Here is a 14,345-nt window from a genome sequence, read left to right on the forward strand (position 1 = left end):
TCCAGCCTTCGACATGCGCGTCAGCCTCGGGCAGCAGCTTGCCCTTCGCCCGCGCCTCCGCGCGCCACTTGGCGAGCGTTGCCCGCGAGATCCCCTCTTCAACCGCCAGCCGGTTCAAGGGGGTGCTGTTCGGCGGCAGCATCTTCGCGAGAACCGCCGCCTTTCGTTCCTGTGAATAGGCCACTCGTCATCCTGTCCCGCCCGCCTCGCTGCATAGTTTCAGATCGAAGGACGGTGACAACAACCCTGCACGAGGGGGCAAGACGCCGCTGCCCGGTTGAAGCGATGAGCCGGACTGCCTGTGCAGCACGCTGGAGACGGCCGCCATTGATTGGGAAATCCTCGCAGTACGTTGGGACACTGACCTTGCCTCCGGATCCCGGACTGGGAGTTAAATTACTCCCAGAGAGAGGGACCCCACATGAACAGACAGCCCCGCCGTAACTTCACCGCCGAGTTCAAGGAACAGGCTGTTGCCCGACTTTCCGAGCCAGGCGTCACCCAGGCTAGCGTCGCCCGGGAAATGTACAATAACTCCCAGTCCGAGATACGGGTCCCGCCGCTGCCTGATCCGCATCCGTCTCGGGCACAGGGATGTTTCGCGCGCGAAACATCCGGAAGGGTCGACGCCTCCGCAGCAGCTGCGCGCCGCGGTCGTGTCGCGAATGTGGTGGAAACTGCCGAGCGGCATGCTCCGGGCATGTGAAATTGGCTCCGCTCAGGCGGCGAGGTCAAGGGACATCGGCTCGAGGGGCTGAGAGAGGGTTTCCCAGCCGTCGACCTTGCGCATCTGGATCTGCCCGGAGGCAAGCAGCGCCCAGAGCAGCATCGGCACCGTCTCGGCGCAGGGCAGCACGGTCTGGGTCTTGATCCTGCGGCGGAACTCCTCGTTCAGTCGCTCTATCGCGTTGGTCGTTCGGGCCGATTTCCATTGCGATGGATCGAGCCGGGTGAAGCTGAAGAGGCGGTCCCCGGCTTCTTCCAGGCTGTCGGCGACGGCCCGGCACTTGAGGCGCCACTTGCGCAGGAACGCCTTGCGCCTGATCTCGATCCCCGCTGCCGTGTCCGCATAGATCATGTCGCGGTAGTCCTCGGTCAGCTCGTCATGCAGGCGCTTGGGCGCGTGGCCGAGCAGGTTTCGATGCTTGTGGACCGTGCAGCGCTGGATCGGCAGGTCCTCGCCCCAGAGCGCAACCAGGGCGGCTTCGAGCCCGGCGCGCCGTCGACGATGGCGAATTCGGGCCGTCGCAGGCCACGGGCATCGAGGTCGGCGAGGAACTGGCCCCAGGCTGCAGTGCTCTCGCCCCCCATGTTCCTGATCGAAAGCAGCACCTTCTGCCCGTCGCGGCGCACCCCGATCGCGGCCAGCACCGAGATGTTCGTGGCCTTCCGGTCCAGCCTGGTCTTGACCACGGTGCCGTCCAGAAGTGAGGCATCGAACGCGATCCGTCCGAGAGAGATGCCGAACCCGCACGATGTCCTCCCCGGCCAGGCTGCGGGCACACCAAGCGTCCCAATCGACCTTCACCTTCCGCCAGGCCCGGCTGCCATTCGCGCCTGCGCTCGGACCGGTGGCGCGCAGGCGCTCATTCCTTGCTGACGGCCCCTTCGAAAAGGCCGAAGAGCGCCCGCTTCACCCGTCGCGTATTGGTCCCCGCCAGATACACCGCAGCGATCAGCGCCTCGGCCTTCTTCGTGAGCCGCCTGTAGCGCGGCAGCGCCTTGGACCGCCACTCGGTGACCTTGCCCGCATTCTCCCTGCGATCGATCCCCCGGATCGATCGCTTGACGGTCGAATTCTTCGATCCGGCACGAGGAACGCGCACCGTCTCGGTGCCAAAGGTGCCCGTGAGCTGCCGCTCGCGGTGCCCGTGGCGGTATCCTTTCTGCGCACCGTCGCCGCGGCCATAGCGGCAGCGCCCGATGAAGGCTTCGAGTTCTTCTTCGAACATCGCCTCGATGGTGGCGCGGACGGTCGCCCGAGGCGATCCTCGATCGGGTCGAACCCGGGCTCGTCTGCCAGTAGCGCAAAGCTCGCAGCGTCGTTATTCTCGGTCATGGCGTGATCTCCCTAGCGGTTGCAGCCGCAGGTTGGGTGGGTGTCAGTTCACCCGGAGATTACGCCGCCATCCAATTTCCACCACTTCCGAGACACGACCCGCGCCGCCTACGCACCGGACTCCTTCCGGGCAGCCCGCTTCACGCAATACGCCACGAAGGCCCGCTTCGGGCTTCTCAGCTTCGGCCTGCCGCTGGCAGCCCAGTAGCCGCGCCAATCCGCCTCGAGCGCATGCACATCCCATCCCGGCGCCACCTCGCGGGCCGCTTCATGCGCTTCAGGCGGCAGCACCGGCCGAGCCGCTCCGCCTTCCAGAACCCCGCGCGGCCGCACCACGGCCAGATCGCCCTCCGCCACGTCCAGCGTGTAGTCGGGCAGCCCGTCCGCCGCCGCAATGTCACGGACCATCTTGCGGAAGACCCTGAGCGGCGAGGCCGATCCGGACTTGGCGCAGAGCACCGCCATCGAGATCTGCCAGCGCGGCTGCTGACCGCAATGCTTGCGCGCCAGTTCGTAGATGCGCCGCTCGAGCGGCTTGCGCAGCGAGAAATACTCCGCGCTCAGCGTCAGCACCGACCGCGCCAGCACTGCCCGGTAGAGCCAGTCCGACAGCGTCACAGACACCGACACCATCCGCCCCGAGCGGGTGCGGCGCACGATCTGCCAGGACTCGATCAGGCCGAAGCCGCTGGTCGTGGTCACCTCGCCGGTCGGGACATTGGTGGTGATGCGGGTGCCCGCCAGCCGCTCGAAGGCATCCCGCAGCCGCCGGTAGCCGTCGCCCGAGGTCTCCCGCCCGCAGGAGATCAGCAGGTCATGCGCGGTCAGCTCCAGCCGTCGGGCCACCGGGCGGCCGGCATTGAGCGCGGCGATCAGCTGGCTCACGCAATAGATCAGGATGTCCTTGTCATGGATCGTGGCCAGCCCCTTCACCGAGGGGGTGATCTCCACGGTCACCGCGCCATGGGCATAGGACAAGATGCGCCGGTCCGGCCGCGTCGACAGCGAGAAGACCGGATGCTCCATCGTCGCCATGTCGTCCTTGGGACTGGCTCCGAAGAAATCGCAGAGAAAGAAATCCGCCTGCAGCGGCATGCTCTGCTCGGCGGACGGGCCACCCGGTAGGGGGCCCGGCGGCGGGTTCTGGCTCATCTGTCGGACTGCTCGGCGGATTCGATGTTTTATTTACGCCCGAGCCTAGAGAGGCCGCCCAGACCCGGCAAGGCCGACTTCGGGGGTTTGGAATCGCAGGATCGGGGGTTTGGAGTCGGAACATCGTGGTTCTGGAATCGCACGGACAGAATTCCGCGTATGCTTTACATTTAAAATCAATATGTTAAACGTGTCATTGCTCCCCTCGTAACTACTGTATTAACTCATATTCTAACAGGAAAAGCTTGCAGCAGCTGCTCCGAGCGTCTGTCGTGCCTACTGCAACATAATGATTTCCAATAAAAAAATAGATTGCATGCCGGTTTTTCTTTGACATGCTGGGTTTTCGTGTATTTTGGAAAAAAAAGAGCATGTGGTTGGATTCCAGCCTTGCCTATTTCAAGCCAGACCATCCCCGGACATGATCCGGACCTCCAGCAGCCAGGAAGGACTCCGCATGCGCGCCGCACGCAAGGCCCCGCCGAAACCGCCCGGCCCCGAGCTTCCCCCCTACATGAACATCTCTCCTGATGCCGCCCTCGAAGAGCTGGGTCCCCCGGTCGGCACCGCCGGGTTCGGGGAAGCCGCGCGGATGGCCGCGCAGGGACGGCAAGACCTGATATCCCGCGGGCTCGACCCGGAAGGCCGCAAGACCCTGCGGCTGTTCTCCACCTGGGAAATCACCAAGTACCTGATTCCGGTTGCCACGCCGCATTTCCGCCGGGTGCTGAGAGCCAATCCCGACCTGCCCCAGGGACGGTCCGAAACCGAGGGCGGCGCCAAGTGGTTCACCCTTGACGAAGTGCTGCGGCTGCGCAGCCATTTCGCGGCCGAAGGCTCCAAGGCGAAGCCCTACCTGCCCTACCGGCCGAAAGGGCTTCCGGCCAAGATCACGGCGGTGGCCAATTTCAAGGGCGGGGTCGGCAAGACCTCGACCGCGGCGCATCTGGCCATGTCGGCCGCGCTCGACGGCTACAAGGTGCTGGTGATCGACCTCGACAGCCAGGGCTCGATGACCTCGATCTTCGGCGGCAAGGTCGAGGATGAATGGCAAACCGTCTTTCCGCTCTTGGCCCGCGGCTATGCCGAGAGCCTCCAGGCCGAGAACCGGATCCGGATGGGCCGCGGTGAGCCCCCCCTGCCGCTGGACGACATGCTGGCCGACGCGCTGAAGATCCGCGCCCCGGATCTGGCGCAGAAGACCCACTGGCCGAATATCGACCTGATCGGCGCGCAGCTGAACCTGTACTGGGCCGAGTTCCAGATCCCGGTCTGGCGGATGGCCCACAAGGGCTGGAAGCTCTGGGACGCGCTGCTGGACCGGCTCGAGGCCGATGGCGTGACCCAGGCCTATGACGTCATCATCCTCGATACCCCCCCTGCCCTCGGCTACCTGACGATCAACGCGCTCGCCGCCGCGGACATCCTGCTGGTGCCGCTTGGTGCGTCCTTCCTGGAGTTCGACTCCACGGGGCGGTTCTTCGACATGCTCCATGCCACATTTGGCTCGATCGAGGAGGGCGAGAACCTTGCGGCCCGGGCGCTGGGAACCCCGGAGCTGCGCTTCGAATGGGATGCGGTGCGCGCCGTGGTCACCCGCTTCGATGCCGCCCAGCAGATGGAGATGGCCAATCTGATGCAGGCCTACATCACCCCGTTCATCTCGCCCTACCGCCAGGATTTCACCGCGCTGGTGGGCCAGGCCGGGGAACAGGTGAACGGCATCTACGAAGCCGATTACCGCGACTTCAACCGCGAGACCTATATCCGCGGGCGGGAAACCTTCGACGCGACCTATGCCGCCTTCAAGCGGCTGCTGGTCGGGGCCTGGCGGCGCGACGAGCTGGCCGCAGAGGCGGAGGCCGCGGAATGACCGTGCCGGACAGGGACATCCCTGCCGCCGCCCTGCCCCCCGCGCGTTTCGCGCGCGAAACAGCCCGTCTCGTTCTTGCAGACATCGAGGCGAAAGGAGACCGCCCATGGCACGTCGCCGCCTGACCCCTGCCCAGCCGGGCCATCTGGCCGCCGCACCTGCGGCAGCGCCCGAAGCCAAGAGCCTGTCCTTCGCCGCCGCCCCGCCGATCGCCAAGGTCTCGGGCCAGTCGGCCGAGGCGGCGGCGCTGCGCGAACTGGCCGAAGGCATAGAGACGGCCCGCGCCGAGGGCCGCATGATCGTCGAGCTGCCGCTGGCCGAGATCGCGGGCGGATACCTGCTGCGCGACCGGGTGCATCTCGACCGCGAGGAACTCGACGCGCTCAAGGCCTCGATCCGCAGCCATGGCCAGCGCAGCCCCGCCGAGGTGACCCCCCTTGCCGCCGGGGATGCCAGCGGCGCCCGCTACGGGCTGATCTCGGGCTGGCGGCGGCTGCGCGCCTTGGGAGAGCTGCACGAGGAGACCGGCGAGGCGCGCTTCGCCCGGCTGCGCGCGCTGATCCGGCCCGCGGGCGAGGCCGGGCAGAGCTATGTCGCCATGATCGAGGAAAACGAGATCAGGGTGGGGCTGAGCTATTACGAGCGCGCCCGGGTGGTTGCCGAAACCGCGGGACGGGGCGTCTTCCCCGACCAGGCCACGGCTCTGCGCAGCCTCTTCGCCACGGCGAGCCGGGCCAAGCGCTCCAAGATCGGCAGCTTCGTGACGCTCTACGAGGAGCTGGGCGATGTGCTGCGCTTCCCGGTCGACATTCCCGAGCGGCTGGGCCTGGCGCTGGTGGCGAAGCTGCGGGAGGGCGGCGGTCCGGCGCTGCGCCGGCACCTTGCCGCGGCCGGCCCCGAGGAGCCTGCGGAAGAGCTGCGGCTTCTCGAGGCGTTCCTGCGTCCCCCTGCCCCTGATGTTTCGCGCGCGAAACAGGAGACGGAGGAGACGCTGCGGGACGGGTTGGAGATGCGCGCCGCCTGCAAGGGGCGGAAGATCACCCTGACGCTCCGCGGCGGCGCGGTCGACGAGGCGCTGCTGGAGAGGGTCCAGGCGCTGCTGCGGGAGGAGCTGGGCGCCTGATCCTGCGGGCGGCGGCCGCTGTCCGGCGCCCGGGCGACGCGGGGCGCCGTGTCTCTTCAGCCCGGTTTGCGCGCGAAGCGCTGGCCGAGCAGCGCCAGCCCGTCGCGGCGGATGCGCGGCATGGCCAGCCCGGCGCCGAAGGACAGCGCCAGGACCCCCATGCCCGGCGCATAGCGCTCGCCGAAGAGCCCCAGGATCAGCGCCGGCCCGAAGACCGCGATCCCGGCCATGGCCATCGCGCCGAGCCAGAGGTTCAGTTCCACCGACAGAAGCGTCAGCCCGGCGAAGCCCGGACCGTCCTCCTGCCGCGCCGAGAGCTTCGGCAGGAACAGCCCCATCGAGGTGTTGATCACGATCCGGGTCGGCGCCGTGGCCAGCAGGAAGGCGGTGGAGAACCAGGCCAGCACCGTCAGGTCGGTCTGGTTGCCGACGATCAGCCGCTCGCCGTTGGTGATCACGAGGAAGGCCAGCCCGTTGAGCAGCAGCGGCCGACCGAACTGCATCGCCCGGCGCAGGTGATCGCGGTTCCAGGCCAGGCCGAAGCGGCGCTTGGCCAGCACATGGCTCAGCACCACCTGCAGCACCTGCTGCGCGATGATCCCCCAGAGCATGGTGCGGTAGTCGGGGCTGACCGTCCAGACCACCAGGATCACCGCCAGGCTCGCCACCGGCGAGACCACCATGGCAATGGCATAGGGCATGAAATCCATCTGCCGCTGCACGCGGTAGATGTCGAGATTGAGGAAGCCGAGCGCCAGCGGGATCAGCGCCAGGCACTGGTAGGCCCAGACGATGTCCGGGGTCTGCATGAAGTGCGCATAGGGATAGGCCACGGCCAGGGTCGCCGCCGCGCCGATCGCGCCGCGGATCAGCTGGACGCTGTGCAGCGTGCCGCAGAACACCGGATCCTCGCCGCGCGGGTCCTGGATGATCAGCTTGTTGAGGGCCATGTTGCCCAGCGTCTCGATCACCGCGAAGGGCACGGCGAAGGTGGAGGCAATGCCGAAATCCTCCACGCTGATCAGCCGGGCGACCAGGATGTTGCGGAAGAAGAGCACCAGCGTCACGGAAAGTTCGCTGGCGAACATGATGCTTGTCGCCTTGAGGATCATTGGTCTGCTCGGGTTGGGGGCCTGCGCGGCCGCCGCCGTTCCGCCGGGCTGTGCTGGGCACGGGCGGCGTGTCCCGGAAATTCGTGCTCGGCCTGCGCGCGGTGCCCGGCCATTCCGCCGTGGCGGCCGCTTCGCGCAGCCCGGAGTCAGCCGCGCGCTTCGCGCGGGATTTCGGCCTCGAGGCCACGGATTACGCCTCTGCCGCTGCCTGGGCGGATGCCGATGCGGTCTATGTCGCCACCCGGCCCTCTGAGCACGAGGCGCATGCGCTGGCGGCGATTGCCGTCGGCAAGCCGGTGCTGGTCGAGAAGCCCTTCGCGCTCGATGTCGCCGCCGCGGCCCGCATCGCGGATGCCGCGCAATCGGCCGGGGTCTTCGCGATGGAGGCGATGTGGACGCGCTTCCTGCCGCTTCTCGGCGAGATCCGCAGGCGCATCGCGGCGGGCGAGCTCGGGGCGCTGCGCGCCTTCGAGGCGAATTTCTTCGGCAATGACCTGCCCGATCCCGCGGCCTCGCTCTTCGATCCCGCCCGTGGCGGCGGAGCGCTGATGCATCGCGGCATCTACGGGCTGTCGCTGGCGCGCCACCTGCTGGGGCCGGTGGCAGAGCTCCAGGCGATGGGCCGGACCGGCGCGACCGGGGAGGACGAGGATTGCGCGCTGACGCTGCGCCACGAAGGTGGCGCGATCTCGACCATCCGCGCCGGGCTGCGCGCGCCGGGGATCAATGCCATGCGGATCTACGGCGAGGCGGCGGCGCTGCTGGTGGAGCCGCCGATCTACCGGCCGTCCGCGGCGCGGCTGATTTCCATGGCGCCGCGCAAGGGCGGCACCAGCGGGGCAGGCGCCAGGCGGTTCGAGAGCCTGAAGGAAGGCGGCCTGGCGCAGGGGCTCAACCAGCGGCTGGCCCGGCTGAAGGCCTTCGCGAAGCCGCCGGGGCAGGGCATCCCGGCGCCCTTCGCGGGCAACGGCTACGGCCACGAGGCAGAAGCCGTCGCGCAGGCGGTGCGCGCGGGGCAGGGGGAGAGAGCGCTCATGCCCCTGTCGGAGAGGGTGGAGATCATGGAGCTGGCCGACCGGGCGCTGCAGCTGATGCGGGACGGGGAGGCGGCGCGATGAAATTCGCCATCATCGGCTGCGGCTATGTCTTCGACCATTACATGTCGACGGTGAAGACCCATCCCTGGCTGGAACTGGCCGGGGTTGCCGACATCGATGCTGGCCGCCTGAAGCGGGCCACCGAATTCTACGGGCTGCATGCCTATGCCAGCGTCGAGGAGCTTCTGGCCGATCCCGAGATGGCGGTGGTCGCCAACTTCACCTCGATCGAGGCGCATTTCGCGGCGCTCGAGGCGGGCAAGCATGTCTATTCGGAAAAGCCCCTGGTCATGGAGATGGCCGAGGCGCGCGAGCTGATGGCGTTCGCTGCGGAACGCGGGCTGCACCTGTCCTCGGCGCCCTCGAACGCGCTGGGGCCGACGAGCCAGACCATGTGGAAGGCCGTCCGGGACGGCGCAGTGGGCGATGTCCGGCTGGTCTATGCCGAATTCGACGACAACCCGATCTACCTGACGTCGCCCGAGGGCTGGCGCTCGCGCTCGGGTGCGCCCTGGCCCTACCTGCACGAATACGAGGTGGGCTGGGAACATGCCGGCTACCACCTGGCCTGGATGTGCGCGATCTTCGGTCCGGTCCGCTCGGTGACGGCCTTCTCCAAGGTCACCGTGCCCGACAAGACCGACCGGCCGCTCCACCCGGCGGACACGCCGGATTTCTCGGTCGCCTGCCTCGATTTCGAAAGCGGCGTCACCGGTCGGCTCACCTGCTCGATCGCGGCCCCCTATGACCACCGGATGCGGATCATCGGCAATGCGGGCATGGTCCATGCCGATACCTACCGCCACTACCACTGTCCGGTGATGATCGAGCCCTTCACCAAGCTCAACCTCAACGCCCGAAAATCCCGTTCGGTGCGCACCATGAGCTGGCTCGGCTGGCTTTTCGGCGTCGGCGGGCGGCGGGTGCCGCTGGCGGTGGCGCCGCCGCTGGGCGGGATGGAGGTGATCGGGCTCGAGGCGAAGCCCTGGCATCCCAAGGCGCTGATCCGCCGCTGGAAGCGTTCCGAACTGGGCCAGCAGGACAAGATGGTCGGCATTGTCGGCCTCTGCGATGCGGTGGCGATAGGGAGGACGCCGTTTCCGGGGCCGGATTTCACGCTGCACCTGACCGAGCTGACCCTGGCCATCCAGGCGGCTGGGCAGGAGGGTGCAAGCCACCGGCTGCAGACCCGTTTCGATCCGCTGGAACTGCCCGCCCGCACGGCAGCGGCAGGACCGGACTATGCCCGCTACGCCCGTCCCGGCTGGCTTGCGCGCAAGGCCGAGGGGCTGCTCGACCGGATGCACCGGCACTGAGTTTTGTGCTCCCGGAGAGTGGCACCGTTTCCGGATGGCGAGGGTGCGGCGCGAGGGGCTGATCGGCCTGCAGTGGCCTAAGCGACAATGTCCCAAACATGAGCCTTCAAAAGGGGGGCGGGGGGATCCTGGAGGCCGAGGACATGCTGGGACAGGTGCTCGCCAAGTCGAGGGTCTGGGATCGCCGCGGACGGCGGCCTGCCAGCAGGACACGGTCACTCGAACTGCCGCGGCAAGTCCCGTGCTCCGTGCAGTACCCTGACAATCTGCACCTCTTCACCGGAATGGAGGAAGAAGATCAGGTAGCGGCCATGGCGCGCTGCCCGCAGGCCTTCGTGTACATCGTTCCGCACAGGGAAGCTCTCCGGGCGTTCGGATACCTGCACCATGAACCGCCGCCGGGTTTGCCGGAGATTCCCAACCTTGAGTTGGTGGAGCCATGACGACATCCAATAGATTTTCATTCGTGATCCGTGCCCGAGCGGTGCGTATTCATTGCGTCCTTCACCCCGAGCATACCCAATTGTTGCACTTTCGACAGCCTTGCGTGTATCGCAATTGAGATACACACTGGTGCGTGAGACAAGGAGATCGCCATGCCAGCACAAACATCCATGATCCACGTCCGTGTTGACGACCACCTGAAAGCTCAGGCGACCGACGCCTTGGCGGGAGTTGGTCTGACCCTCTCTGATGCTGTCCGTATTCTGCTGACCCGGGTGGCTGCCGAGGGTGGAATGCCCGCCGGCTTAACTGCGGACCCGGATGCCTATGACGCGTGGTTCAAGTCCAAGGTCCAGGAGGCTCTGGCCGACACGCGTCCGACCAGGCCACATGACCAGGTCATGCTCGAAGCGCGTGCTCTGATTAACGGGAAGCGCGGTGCCTGAACTTGAATGGACGGCCACAGCGGTCGCCGACCTCATGGCGATTGTCGACTACATTATCGGACGATAACCCAGATGCTGCAACGACCCTCATGGATGAAATTCATGCAAAGGTCGTACAGCTGCCACCGCAGCCTCGCCGCTGTCGTCCTGGACGTGTAAAAGGAACGCGTGAAATGGTCGTTCGACCGAATTACCTTGTGGTTTATGCTGAAAATCCGTCTTTGGTGACAGTACTGCGCGTGCTTCACGCAGCCCAGATGTGGCCTGAGTAGGTTGTAGGTGACTTCTCACGCAGTTTCATCTCGACGGGATCCTCGAAGCGCGCATTCTGGCCACGCACCCGCTGCGCAAGAGCCGACAGGTGGTCAATAGGCGCGCCGAGTCTCATGAATTCCGGCATTTCGACAATGTTCCTGGCCTGAAGACGTCATTGCCGTACAGTTTGCCAATTATGTCAATAATGAGAGATTACATTCTGGCCGCGACGCCGGAAATGACCGGGGAGAAGGCAGCGGAGCTGGAGGCCTCGGCGCGCTGGCCCGGGGCGATGCCGATGTTGCCGCGGACCCGGCGGCGGCGATGCAGGGGCAATGCCGGTCGGGGCGCTGGAGGCGATGTGGCAGGATGTCGAGCTTGGGCTGGAGCTCGGCGGGAGCCTGGCGGAACTGATCGCGGACGAGGCGGATTGGGTCCTCGGGCAGCGCGTGATCCGGGGCGAAGCCCTTGCCGTCGGGGATGTCGCGGGATACATGGCGCCGGAAGCGCTCGAAAGCGTCGCCTCCGGCATGGTCTCCCCCCGCCAACTGATCCGTCCCAAGGCGCAGTGGCAATCAGCCCGGATGGTGGGAGGGTTGCCGCGTGTCAGCCCGCGGCTGCCCGGCTTTCTTCAAAATTCGTCCAGGTCGTTCGCCAGGACGACCTTGCCGTCATAGAGCGCCTCGATCTCGGTCTGAGCCGTCCCGATCGGCGCGCCGTAATGCAGGATATGGGTCAGCACGAGAACGCCGGGGCGCGCCTCGTTGGCGATCTGCGCGAGTTCGCTGGTCAGGGTATGCGAGGAATGGTGATAGGCCTGCCAGTCGGGAGTGAGCGCCTTCCAGCCCTCCTCGCTGATGACCTCGTGCACCAGTACATCCGCGCCCTTCGCCATTTCCGCCAGCGTTGGGGAGTAGGTGGTATCGCCGGAAAACACGACGGTCTTGTCGGGCGTCGTGATCCTGTAGCCGTAGGCCGGGTGGATGTCGCCATGATTGACCGAGAAAGCCTCCACCTTGACGCCGTCCCCGTCGAAGATCACGCCGTCATCGCCGATCTCGTGGACATCGACCTGGTAGAGCGTCGGATCCTTCACCGGCTGGTTGCCGCTGGTGCGCAAGTTGATGTCGATCGCCTGCATCTCGTAGTAGCCGTCGGTCATCGCCTGCAGCCCCTCCGGGCCGTAGGCGTTCAGCTTCTCGGTGCGGCGCCACCAGTAGGTCGCCGCAAGCTCGGGATAGTCGAGCGTGTGGTCGCTGTGCAGGTGCGACAGGAACAGGTGCTTCACCTTGGTCGGATAGAGTTCCTCCGCCCCCATCGTCTGCCACGCCTGGATCATCCGCTGGACCATGCCGCCGCCGGCATCGAACAGGTAGGCCTCGCCTCCGGAAATCACCGCGAGACCGGGACCGGCGCGGTCCGCATCCGGAACGGGAGTGCCGGTGCCCAGCACGATCACGCGGGTTTCCGCGAGCGCGGGCGCGGCCGCCAGCAGGCCGCCGAGCGCGGCCGTCGCCGCGAGCGTTCCCAGGATTTTCTTCATGCCTCTTTCCTCCCCAAGACTGTGGGCAATCGGCCGTCCTCCTCCCGGACGGCCGTCGCCCATCCCGATCATAGTTCACCATGGCTGCATGGAAACACGCTTTCGAAGCCGCCTGCACAGAGACCTCGTCCGGCGCTCCGTCTCTGCCGCCTTGACATGATGGTTCCCGATTGCCGGAAATCCCGAATGGCACGAGATCGTCCTGACTTCATGGGGAAACTTGCTGCCGACCCGACCTCGCCTGTTGATGCCGGACTGCCAACTCGCCGAGGAACGCAGGCAAAACCTATAGCGCTTACGCTATGAGTCACTCCATGGAAACAATTTGTCCCTGCGTCACTATGGGCGCATGTAGGGTCCGCATGCGGCCCGCCATTCCGCCGGGCCTGATTTCGGGAGGATCAAAACCATGCGTACAGCAATCCTTGCAGCCGCCATCGGTCTGGCCGCGAGTGCCGCGACGGCGGAGAATTTCAAGTTCGCCAGCTTTTTCGCGCCGACCCACCCCTATGTGACGGGCGCGTTCGAGCCCTTCGCCAAGATGGTCGCGGAGAAATCCGGCGGCGACCTGACCGTCACCATCTACAATGGCGGCGAGCTGGGTCCGGGCCCGGCCGAGCAGTATACCCGCGTGCTTGATGGGGTGGCCGAGCTGGGCGTCTCGCTGGCGGGCTACACCGCCTCGACCTTCCCGCTGACGCTGGTCGCCGAACTGCCCGGCGTAACCGATACCGCGACGGGCACCCAGGACATCTGGGACCATATCGAGCTGTTCCAGCCGGAATACCGCCGCGCGATCCTCGTGTCGCTATGGTCTTCGGCACCGAACGTCCTCTACACCCGTGACAAGGCGGTGCGCTCTCCCGAGGACATCAAGGGCATGAAAATCCGCGTGCCGTCGCGCAATACCGGCCTCCTCGTCGAGGCCTGGGGCGCGACCCCGGTCTCGATGCCGGTTTCCGAGATCTACAACTCGCTGCAGACCGGCGTGATCGACGGCGCGATGATCGACACCACCGCGACCCGCGCCTTCCGCCTGGGCGAGGTGGCGAACTATCTGACCGTGGGCATGGACACGACCAACTCGCCCTTCTTCATCCTCGCCAACCGCCAGGCCTTCAACGATCTCTCCGACGCCAATCAGGCCGCGCTGCTCGAGGCCGGCAAGGAAGCTTCCTTTCTCGCCAACGAGACCCAGCTGAAGGTCGCCGCCGACGGGCTAACCGCCTTCGCCGAGATGGACGGGCACGAGCTGATCGAGCTGACCGCGGAAGAGGCCGCCGCCTTCGACGAGGCCGCCGCGGAAGTCACCGCGCAGGTCGTGGCCGAGACGGGCGGCAGCGCCCAGGCCATCGTCGACGCGCTGAAACACTGAGATGGTGCGCAAGGCTGCCTCCGCCCTGTCGGCCGTTACCGGCAGGGCCACGGCGGTCCTGGCCGTGATCGGCGGGATCGCCCTTCTCTCCCTCGTCGTGCTGATCGTCGCGGGCGTCATCATGCGCTATGCTCTCGGCCAGCCGATCCTGGGATCGAACGAGATCATCCAGCTGACCGCCGTGGCGCTGGTGATGTCCGCCCTGCCCTACTGCACCTCGCTGAACGGCCATGTCGGCGTCGATGTCTTCGACCGCTTCCTCGGCTATTTCGGCCGCCGCGCGGGCGACGTGCTGGCGCGCTGCCTGTCGGGCTGGGTGCTGGGCGTGCTGTGCCACCGCGCGGTGCTCAAGGCGCTCGATGCCGCCGAATTCGGCGACGCCACCAACATGCTGGGCCTGCCGCTCTGGCCCTTCTACGCGATCCTCGCCGCAGGCACCGGTCTGGTCGTTGTGATTTTCCTGATCCAGTGCCTCGACGTGATCCTGAACGGGGTGGAGCAATGACCGACGTCACCGCAGGCCTCTTCGGCATCCTTGCCCTGTTCCTGC

At 66.5% G+C, this 14,345-nt stretch carries 15 protein-coding genes and 1 pseudogene; 10 read left to right on the top strand and 6 right to left on the bottom strand.

The window, feature by feature from the left end; genetic code table 11:
• Positions 1-184: transposase (locus HCC78_RS29310; RefSeq protein ID WP_371743772.1), on the bottom strand; the 184-nt coding region annotated here is incomplete at its 3' end.
• Between the two features lie 237 nt (positions 185-421).
• Between HCC78_RS29310 and HCC78_RS35045 the strand changes: the two genes are divergently transcribed.
• Positions 422-706 carry a transposase gene (locus HCC78_RS35045; RefSeq protein WP_172332295.1) on the top strand — a complete coding sequence of 95 codons (285 nt, stop codon included), beginning with the start codon at positions 422-424 and terminating at the stop codon, positions 704-706.
• Positions 707-718: 12 nt separating this feature from the next.
• On the opposite strand, the pseudogene HCC78_RS29320 reads toward HCC78_RS35045, so the two are convergent.
• Positions 719-2,059 (bottom strand): annotated as a pseudogene (locus HCC78_RS29320) (IS256 family transposase).
• 108 nt (positions 2,060-2,167) lie between these two features.
• Positions 2,168-3,154, bottom strand: coding sequence for a replication initiator protein A (locus HCC78_RS29325; protein ID WP_172332296.1), 987 nt, complete (start codon positions 3,152-3,154; stop codon positions 2,168-2,170).
• A 514-nt stretch (positions 3,155-3,668) separates the two neighbouring features.
• Here HCC78_RS29325 and HCC78_RS29330 point away from each other — a divergent pair.
• Both HCC78_RS29330 and HCC78_RS29335 read left to right on the top strand, forming a co-directional pair.
• Positions 3,669-5,084 (top strand): AAA family ATPase, encoded by a 1,416-nt coding sequence (locus HCC78_RS29330; protein ID WP_172332297.1) that lies wholly within the window; start codon positions 3,669-3,671, stop codon positions 5,082-5,084.
• Between the two features lie 106 nt (positions 5,085-5,190).
• Positions 5,191-6,207: a ParB N-terminal domain-containing protein gene (locus tag HCC78_RS29335; protein WP_172332298.1), complete on the top strand. Its 1,017-nt coding sequence runs from the start codon at positions 5,191-5,193 to the stop codon at positions 6,205-6,207.
• Between the two features lie 56 nt (positions 6,208-6,263).
• Here HCC78_RS29335 and HCC78_RS29340 read toward each other — a convergent pair whose 3' ends face one another.
• Entirely contained in the window at positions 6,264-7,319 is a 1,056-nt protein-coding gene (locus HCC78_RS29340) for an oligosaccharide flippase family protein (protein WP_256368364.1), read from the bottom strand.
• A gap of 50 nt (positions 7,320-7,369) precedes the next feature.
• Between HCC78_RS29340 and HCC78_RS29345 the strand changes: the two genes are divergently transcribed.
• Both HCC78_RS29345 and HCC78_RS29350 read left to right on the top strand, forming a co-directional pair.
• Positions 7,370-8,437 carry a Gfo/Idh/MocA family protein gene (locus HCC78_RS29345; protein WP_371743955.1) on the top strand — a complete coding sequence of 356 codons (1,068 nt, stop codon included), beginning with the start codon at positions 7,370-7,372 and terminating at the stop codon, positions 8,435-8,437.
• Complete coding sequence (locus tag HCC78_RS29350) at positions 8,434-9,732, top strand: Gfo/Idh/MocA family protein (protein ID WP_172332301.1); 1,299 nt, start codon at positions 8,434-8,436, stop codon at positions 9,730-9,732. Before HCC78_RS29345 ends, HCC78_RS29350 begins: the two co-directional genes overlap by 4 nt.
• Positions 9,733-9,947: 215 nt before the next feature.
• Here HCC78_RS29350 and HCC78_RS29355 read toward each other — a convergent pair whose 3' ends face one another.
• Entirely contained in the window at positions 9,948-10,196 is a 249-nt protein-coding gene (locus tag HCC78_RS29355; RefSeq protein ID WP_172332302.1) for a type II toxin-antitoxin system RelE/ParE family toxin, read from the bottom strand.
• Between the two features lie 132 nt (positions 10,197-10,328).
• On the opposite strand from HCC78_RS29355, the gene HCC78_RS29360 reads away from it, so the two are divergent.
• The 3 genes from HCC78_RS29360 to HCC78_RS29370 all read left to right on the top strand — a co-directional run bounded on the left by HCC78_RS29360 (position 10,329) and on the right by HCC78_RS29370 (position 11,554).
• The gene (locus HCC78_RS29360; RefSeq protein ID WP_172332303.1) at positions 10,329-10,622 is read left to right on the top strand and encodes a type II toxin-antitoxin system RelB/DinJ family antitoxin; all 294 of its coding nucleotides are present in this window, start codon (positions 10,329-10,331) and stop codon (positions 10,620-10,622) included.
• Between the two features lie 89 nt (positions 10,623-10,711).
• Complete coding sequence (locus HCC78_RS29365) at positions 10,712-10,894, top strand: type II toxin-antitoxin system RelE/ParE family toxin (RefSeq protein WP_253949436.1); 183 nt, start codon at positions 10,712-10,714, stop codon at positions 10,892-10,894.
• A gap of 318 nt (positions 10,895-11,212) precedes the next feature.
• Positions 11,213-11,554: a hypothetical protein gene (locus tag HCC78_RS29370; RefSeq protein WP_172332304.1), complete on the top strand. Its 342-nt coding sequence runs from the start codon at positions 11,213-11,215 to the stop codon at positions 11,552-11,554.
• Here the strand turns inward: HCC78_RS29370 and HCC78_RS29375 are convergent.
• Positions 11,509-12,420 carry an MBL fold metallo-hydrolase gene (locus HCC78_RS29375; RefSeq protein WP_172332305.1) on the bottom strand — a complete coding sequence of 304 codons (912 nt, stop codon included), beginning with the start codon at positions 12,418-12,420 and terminating at the stop codon, positions 11,509-11,511. The two genes, HCC78_RS29370 and HCC78_RS29375, sit on opposite strands and share 46 nt — an antisense overlap.
• A gap of 409 nt (positions 12,421-12,829) precedes the next feature.
• On the opposite strand from HCC78_RS29375, the gene HCC78_RS29380 reads away from it, so the two are divergent.
• Both HCC78_RS29380 and HCC78_RS29385 read left to right on the top strand, forming a co-directional pair.
• Entirely contained in the window at positions 12,830-13,795 is a 966-nt protein-coding gene (locus tag HCC78_RS29380; protein WP_172332306.1) for a TRAP transporter substrate-binding protein, read from the top strand.
• Between the two features lies 1 nt (position 13,796).
• Positions 13,797-14,300 (top strand): TRAP transporter small permease, encoded by a 504-nt coding sequence (locus HCC78_RS29385; RefSeq protein WP_172332307.1) that lies wholly within the window; start codon positions 13,797-13,799, stop codon positions 14,298-14,300.
• The last annotated feature ends 45 nt before the right edge of the window (positions 14,301-14,345 follow it).

Origin of the sequence: Mangrovicoccus sp. HB161399 (assembly GCF_013184745.1) — a bacterium.
GTDB lineage: Bacteria > Pseudomonadota > Alphaproteobacteria > Rhodobacterales > Rhodobacteraceae > Mangrovicoccus.

Coding starts and splice junctions, on each gene's coding strand:
- HCC78_RS35045 (WP_172332295.1), top strand. CDS start 422: ATGAACAGACAGCCCCGCCGTAACTTCACCGCCGAGTTCAAGGAACAG.
- HCC78_RS29325 (WP_172332296.1), bottom strand. CDS start 3,154: ATGCCGCTGCAGGCGGATTTCTTTCTCTGCGATTTCTTCGGAGCCAGT.
- HCC78_RS29330 (WP_172332297.1), top strand. CDS start 3,669: ATGCGCGCCGCACGCAAGGCCCCGCCGAAACCGCCCGGCCCCGAGCTT.
- HCC78_RS29335 (WP_172332298.1), top strand. CDS start 5,191: ATGGCACGTCGCCGCCTGACCCCTGCCCAGCCGGGCCATCTGGCCGCC.
- HCC78_RS29340 (WP_256368364.1), bottom strand. CDS start 7,319: ATGATCCTCAAGGCGACAAGCATCATGTTCGCCAGCGAACTTTCCGTG.
- HCC78_RS29350 (WP_172332301.1), top strand. CDS start 8,434: ATGAAATTCGCCATCATCGGCTGCGGCTATGTCTTCGACCATTACATG.
- HCC78_RS29355 (WP_172332302.1), bottom strand. CDS start 10,196: ATGAAAATCTATTGGATGTCGTCATGGCTCCACCAACTCAAGGTTGGG.
- HCC78_RS29360 (WP_172332303.1), top strand. CDS start 10,329: ATGCCAGCACAAACATCCATGATCCACGTCCGTGTTGACGACCACCTG.
- HCC78_RS29365 (WP_253949436.1), top strand. CDS start 10,712: ATGGATGAAATTCATGCAAAGGTCGTACAGCTGCCACCGCAGCCTCGC.
- HCC78_RS29370 (WP_172332304.1), top strand. CDS start 11,213: ATGCCGGTCGGGGCGCTGGAGGCGATGTGGCAGGATGTCGAGCTTGGG.
- HCC78_RS29375 (WP_172332305.1), bottom strand. CDS start 12,420: ATGAAGAAAATCCTGGGAACGCTCGCGGCGACGGCCGCGCTCGGCGGC.
- HCC78_RS29380 (WP_172332306.1), top strand. CDS start 12,830: ATGCGTACAGCAATCCTTGCAGCCGCCATCGGTCTGGCCGCGAGTGCC.
- HCC78_RS29385 (WP_172332307.1), top strand. CDS start 13,797: ATGGTGCGCAAGGCTGCCTCCGCCCTGTCGGCCGTTACCGGCAGGGCC.